Genomic DNA, 6,023 nt, shown 5'->3' with positions numbered 1-6,023 from the left:
AAGTCGTTGACGCTGGCCACGCCGCGCACCTCGCGGCGGATCGCCAGGCTGGCCAGGGTGCTGGACAGGCGCGGCATGAAGCGCGACAGGCGGGGCAGCCGGAACCGGGTGAGGGCGGAGAGCAGCTCCGGGTCGTAGGCCAGTCGTCCCAGCACCTCGGCCACCTCCTCATCCCGATAGGGGCGGATTTCGGCCCAGGGGTCGGACGCGATGCTGATATCGGAACGAATCTCGGTCATGGCACTCATCCGCCGCTCGTGGCGCCGGCCTCACCGCCCAGCCAGGCGATCAGGCGATCGATGTTCTCGCCCAGGGCCTGGGCCATCAGTACGAAGTCGGTCTCCAGACGCACCAGGGCATCATCGCCATCGTCGCTGGCGTTGGCCTCGTCGACCAGGGCATCACTGAAACGCAGCGACTTGACCGCCAGGTCATCGTGCAGCACGAAGCTTAGTCGCCCCTCGATCTCCAGGGCCAGCTTGCTGGCCTGGCGGCCGCTCTCCAGCAGCTGCTGGATCTCGTCGCTGTCGAGGTCGACCTGGCGGGCGCGCAGCACGCCGTCATCGCCCTTGGCCTTGAGCTCCACCTGGTCGCCCAGCACCAGGTCGGCGGGACGCGAGTCGGGCTCCACCAGCCACTGGGTCATGGCGCGCATCGGCAGGGTCTGGCTGGCCAGCGGGGTCACCTTGAGGCTGCCCAGGGTCTCGCGGAGCAGGTCGAGTACCTCCTCGGCGCGGGTGCGGGAGCTGGCGTTCACGCCGATCAGCCCACGGCGGGTGTCCCACCACAGGTCGACCTTCTGGCTGCGTACGAAGGCGCGCGGCAGCAGCTCCTCGATCACCTGCTCCTTGAGGGCGATCTTCTCCTGGCGGCGCAGCTTGCGGCCCTCCCGGGCCTCGACCTCGGCGGCACGCTCGTCGGTCTCCTCGCGTACCACCGCGGCCGGCAGCAGTCGTTCCTGGCGCAGCGCGCTGAGCAGCCGCTGGCCTTGCAGCTCATGCAGTCGTGCGTTGCCGGCGCGACCGGCGGGGGTGGTCCAGCCCAGCCGGCGTGGATCCTGGCCGCCCAACGGACGAGCGGCGTGCTCGGCCATGGCCTCCTCGAGGGTCGCGGCGTCCAGCGTCGGGGCGTCGTGCAGACGATAAAGGTGCAAGTGCTTGAACCACATGAAGCATTTCCCGGGGTCAAAAGGATGGCCATTATCCCTGAAGGGGGGCGGGGGTGCCAGCAGGTGGCCGAGCTTCGCTTGCGATGAAACGAGTGTTTGAAAATATCCCCGGGCATTGCCAGAATCCCGGCATCATTTCATTCGACAGGGAGTATTACCATGGATCCACGCGTCACGAGGACTCGTCTACGCGTGCGCGGCTACCACCTCGACGGCTACGGCCACGTCAACAACGCTCGCTACCTGGAATTCCTGGAGGAGGGGCGCTGGGCCTACTTCGACGAGCACCCGGATCTGGCGAGTCGACTGCAGCAGGGCGACGTGGCCTTCGTGGCGGTGAACCTCAACATCGACTATCGCCAGGCGGCGGTGGCGGGTGACGATATTGAGATCCTCACGCGCCTCTCGGCCGTCGGCGGGCGCAGCGCCAGGATGACCCAGGAGATTCGCCGTGAGCGCGACGGTGTCCTGGTCAGCTCGGGCACCCTCACCTTCGTGCTGCTCGACCTCGCCGCCAACCGGGCCATTGCCATCGAGGGTGAGTTGCGTGAGTACCTCGCGCCCCTCGTGCTCGAATAGCCCGCTGCCTTTGCACCGGCCGGAGTGGTATGATGCTGGGCTATCATGGCGCCCGCGGCCTCGCCGGCGAGGGCGGCCAACCCCTTGCAGTGCATAGGATTCGACGACCCATGGGTGACATCGCCAGAGAGATTCTGCCAGTCAACATCGAGGATGAGCTCAAGCAGTCGTACCTCGATTACGCGATGAGCGTGATCATCGGCCGGGCGCTGCCGGACGTTCGCGATGGTCTGAAGCCGGTTCACCGGCGCGTGCTGTTCGCCATGCACGAACTCGGCAATGACTGGAACAAGCCCTACAAGAAGTCGGCCCGCGTGGTGGGCGATGTCATCGGTAAGTATCATCCCCACGGTGACAGTGCCGTCTATGACACCATCGTGCGCATGGCCCAGCATTTCTCCATGCGCCACGTGCTGGTGGACGGTCAAGGCAACTTCGGTTCCATCGACGGCGACAGCGCCGCCGCCATGCGCTACACCGAGGTGCGCATGGCCCGCCTGGCCCATGAGCTGCTGGCCGATCTGGATAAGGACACCGTCGACTGGGTCGACAACTATGACGGCACCGAGCGCATTCCCGACGTGCTGCCCACCAAGGTGCCCAACCTGCTGATCAATGGCTCCTCGGGCATCGCCGTGGGGATGGCGACCAATATCCCGCCACATAACATGGGCGAGGTGATCAACGCCTGCCTGGCGCTGATCGACGACTACACTCTCAGCGTCGACGACCTGATGGAGCACGTTCCGGGGCCGGACTTCCCCACCGGCGCGATCATCAACGGCCGTGCCGGTATCCTCGAGGCCTATCGCACCGGCCGCGGGCGCATCTATGTGCGCGCCTGCCACACCATCGAGCATGACGAGCGCACCGGCCGCGACCATATTATCGTCAACGAGCTGCCCTACCAGGTGAACAAGGCACGGCTGATCGAGAAGATCGCCGAATTGGTCAAGGACAAGAAGATCGAGGGCATCGCCGAGCTGCGCGACGAGTCCGACAAGGACGGGCTGCGGGTGGTCATCGAGACCAAGCGCGGCGAGTCCGGCGAGGTGGTGGTCAACAACCTCTTTGCCCAGACACAGCTGCAGACGGTCTTCGGCATCAACATGGTGGCCATCGAGGACGGCCAGCCGAAGATCATGAACCTCAAGGAGATCCTTGAGGCCTTCATCCGCCATCGCCGCGAGGTGGTGACCCGCCGGACTCTCTTCGAGCTGAAGAAGGCTCGCGAGCGCGGCCATATCCTCGAAGGTCTCACCGTTGCGATCTCCAACATCGACGAGGTGATCGAGCTGATCAAGGCCTCGCCGAACGCTGCCGAGGCCAAGGAGAAGCTGCTGGCCAGGAGCTGGCCGCCGGGTCAGGTCACCGCCATGCTGGAGCGTGCCGGGGCGACCTCCTGCAAGCCCGAGGATCTCGAGGAGGGTTTCGGCCTCAACCCCTCGGCTACCGAATATCGTCTTTCGCCGGCCCAGGCCCAGGCGATTCTGGAGCTGCGCCTGCACCGCTTGACGGGGCTCGAGACCGAGAAGCTCCTCGACGAATACCTGGCGATCCTCGAGAAGATCGCCGAGCTGATGGCGATCCTGGCCTCCAGCGAACGCCTGCTCGAGGTGATCCGCGAAGAGCTCGCCGCGGTGCGCGACCAGTTCGGCGACGCGCGCCGCACCGAGATCCAGGCCAGCCACCTCGACCTCTCCATCGAGGACCTGATCGCCGAGGAGGACATGGTGGTCACCGTGTCCCGCTCCGGCTATGCCAAGACTCAGCCGCTCTCCGACTACCAGGCCCAGCGCCGCGGTGGTCGCGGCAAGTCGGCCACCGCCATGAAGGATGAGGACGTCATCGAGCACCTGCTGGTGGCCTCTACCCACGACACCGTGCTGCTCTTCTCCAATCGCGGCAAGGTCTACTGGCTCAAGGTCTACGAGATGCCGGCCGCCAGCCGTGGCTCGCGGGGCAAGCCACTGGTCAACCTGCTGCCGCTGGACGAGGGAGAAGCCATCAACGCCATCCTGCCGGTGCATGACTATGACCCGAACAGCTATATCTTCTTCGCCACCGCCAAGGGCACCGTCAAGCGCACCAGCCTGGATCAGTTCTCCCGGCCCCGCAGCGTGGGCCTGATCGCCATCGATCTCGAAGAGGGCGATCGCCTGGTGGGGGCGGCGATTACCTCGGGTAGCGACCATGCCATGCTGCTCTCCTCGAACGGCAAGGCGATCCGCTTCGAGGAGGGCAACGTGCGTGCCATGGGGCGCACCGCTCGCGGCGTGCGCGGCATGCGCCTGCTTGACGGCGCCGAGGTGATCAGCCTGATCATCCCCCAGAGCCAGCAGATCGATGCCGATGCCGACGTCGAGACCGAGTCCGAGGAGGGGAAGCCGGCCGAGAACGGCAACGGCGGGCAGATCTATATCCTCACCGCCTCCGAGAACGGCTACGGCAAGCGCACTCGTCTCGAGGAGTTCCCGCTGCGCGGCCGCGGCGGCCAGGGCGTGATCGCCATGCAGACCAGCGAGCGAAACGGCGCGCTGGTCGCCGCGATGCAGGTCTACTCGACCGACGAGATGATGCTGATCACCGATCGCGGCACCCTGGTGCGCACCCGGGTCGATGAGGTCTCCATCACCTCGCGTAACACCCAGGGCGTGATGCTGATCCGTCTGGGCAATGACGAGTCCCTGGTCAAGACCGTCCGTATCGATGAGCCGGGTGACGCTTCGCCGGAATCGGAGGCAGACCCCCATTTCGAAGGTGACGATGAGGAAGGGGAATACGATGGGGCATAACGGCAATGGGGGGCGGCTCTCCATTCATCGCCACTACAACTTCTGTGCCGGGCCGGCGGCGCTACCCACGACCGTGCTGGAGCGGGCCCGCGACGAGCTGCTCGACTATCGGGGGCGTGGCCTGTCGGTGATGGAGATGAGCCACCGCTCGCCCGAGTATGTCGCCATTGCCGAGAAGGCCGAGGCCGACCTGCGCGAGCTGCTGGCCGTGCCGACCCACTACCGGGTGCTGTTCACCCAGGGCGGCGCCAGCCAGCAGTTTGCCGCAGTGCCCTACAACCTGCTCGGTCCGGGGGGGCGTGCCAATTTCCTCAACACCGGCATCTGGAGCCGGAAGGCCATCGGCGAGGCGCGCCACCTGTTCGGCGACGTCCACGTGGCCGCCTCCAGCGAGGCCGGCGGGCACCGAGCGGTGCCGCGTCCGGAGGAGATCGTGCTCTCCAATGATGCGGCCTACCTGCACTACACCGCCAACGAGACCATCGGCGGCCTGGCCTTCGACTACATTCCCGGCAGTGACGGGGGGGGGCCTCGCCGCCCGGATGGCTCCGAGGCGCCGCTGGTCTGCGACCTGTCCTCCAGCATCCTCTCCGGCCCGCTGGATGTCTCCCGGTTCGGGGTGATCTACGCCGGTGCCCAGAAGAACATCGGTCCGGCGGGCCTGGTCGTGGTGATCGTGCGCGACGACCTGCTGGATCGCGCCCGCGACGACATGCCCTCGCTGTTTGGCTACCAGGCGCTCGCGGATGCCGGCTCCATGATCAACACCCCGGCCACCTACAGCTGGTACCTGGCCGGACTGGTTTTCGAGTGGTTGAAGGATGAGGTGGGAGGGCTGGATGCCATGGCGGCCATCAACGCCCGCAAGGCGCAGAAGCTCTACGCCGCCATCGACGCCAGCGACTTCTACACCAACCCCATCGCCGTGGCCAACCGCTCGCGGATGAACGTACCCTTCGTGCTGGCCGACGAGCGCCTGGAGGCGCCCTTCCTGGCCGAGGCCGAGGCGGTGGGGCTGCTCAACCTCAAGGGGCATCGCAGCGTGGGTGGCATGCGAGCCAGTCTCTACAATGCGGTTCCTGAAGCCGCGGTGGATGCGCTGGTCGATTTCATGGCTGATTTCGAGAAACGCCGTGCGTAAGCGCCGAGCTGCAAGCGCCGAGCGCCCAGCCACTCGGTGAGGGCGGCTGGGGAACCAAGTCGCCGGTAATCCAGGTAGGTCAAAGAGAGAAATGGGGGGCCTGTCCCCCATTGACCGAGGAGAAGGGAACCACCCATGACCGATACCCCCATCGATCTCGAGGCGCTGCGTCACCGTATCGACGAGCTGGACAGCGAGATCCTGGTACTGATCAGCGAGCGGGCGGCCTGTGCCCAGCAGGTGGCCCGTGTGAAGCTGGCCGAGGATCCACAGACGGTATTCTACCGCCCTGAGCGCGAGGCCCAGGTGCTGCGCCGGATCATGGCGCTCAACAAGGGCC

Annotated in this window: 5 protein-coding genes and 1 pseudogene; 4 read left to right on the top strand and 2 right to left on the bottom strand. The window is 66.1% G+C overall.

The features are described 5' to 3' along the window. Both J5F18_RS12775 and J5F18_RS12770 read right to left on the bottom strand, forming a co-directional pair. Nucleotides 1-239 (bottom strand): annotated as a pseudogene (locus J5F18_RS12775) (glycerol acyltransferase); the annotation flags it as partial. 5 nt (nt 240-244) lie between these two features. After that, complete coding sequence (locus tag J5F18_RS12770) at nt 245-1,168, bottom strand: recombination-associated protein RdgC (protein WP_346298993.1); 924 nt, start codon at nt 1,166-1,168, stop codon at nt 245-247. A 159-nt stretch (nt 1,169-1,327) separates the two neighbouring features. On the opposite strand from J5F18_RS12770, the gene J5F18_RS12765 reads away from it, so the two are divergent. The 4 genes from J5F18_RS12765 to pheA all read left to right on the top strand — a co-directional run. Next, on the top strand, nt 1,328-1,747 hold the full coding sequence (locus tag J5F18_RS12765; protein WP_346298992.1) for a thioesterase family protein: 420 nt from the start codon (nt 1,328-1,330) through the stop codon (nt 1,745-1,747). Nucleotides 1,748-1,857: 110 nt separating this feature from the next. Next, nucleotides 1,858-4,542 (top strand): DNA gyrase subunit A, encoded by a 2,685-nt coding sequence (gyrA, locus tag J5F18_RS12760; protein WP_346298991.1) that lies wholly within the window; start codon nt 1,858-1,860, stop codon nt 4,540-4,542. A 22-nt stretch (nt 4,543-4,564) separates the two neighbouring features. Further along, nucleotides 4,565-5,683 (top strand): 3-phosphoserine/phosphohydroxythreonine transaminase, encoded by a 1,119-nt coding sequence (gene serC, locus J5F18_RS12755; RefSeq protein WP_346302226.1) that lies wholly within the window; start codon nt 4,565-4,567, stop codon nt 5,681-5,683. A 135-nt stretch (nt 5,684-5,818) separates the two neighbouring features. Next, on the top strand, nt 5,819-6,023 hold a 205-nt coding region (gene pheA / locus J5F18_RS12750), incomplete at its 3' end, for a chorismate mutase (RefSeq protein ID WP_346298990.1).

The organism is Halomonas sp. BM-2019, assembly GCF_017584085.1.
This window is presented reverse-complemented; position numbering and strand designations above follow the sequence as displayed.

What these genes read in the sequence shown, in the direction of transcription:
- gyrA (WP_346298991.1), top strand. Translation starts at nt 1,858, where the DNA reads ATGGGTGACATCGCCAGAGAGATTCTGCCAGTCAACATCGAGGATGAG.
- J5F18_RS12770 (WP_346298993.1), bottom strand. Translation starts at nt 1,168, where the DNA reads ATGTGGTTCAAGCACTTGCACCTTTATCGTCTGCACGACGCCCCGACG.
- J5F18_RS12765 (WP_346298992.1), top strand. Translation starts at nt 1,328, where the DNA reads ATGGATCCACGCGTCACGAGGACTCGTCTACGCGTGCGCGGCTACCAC.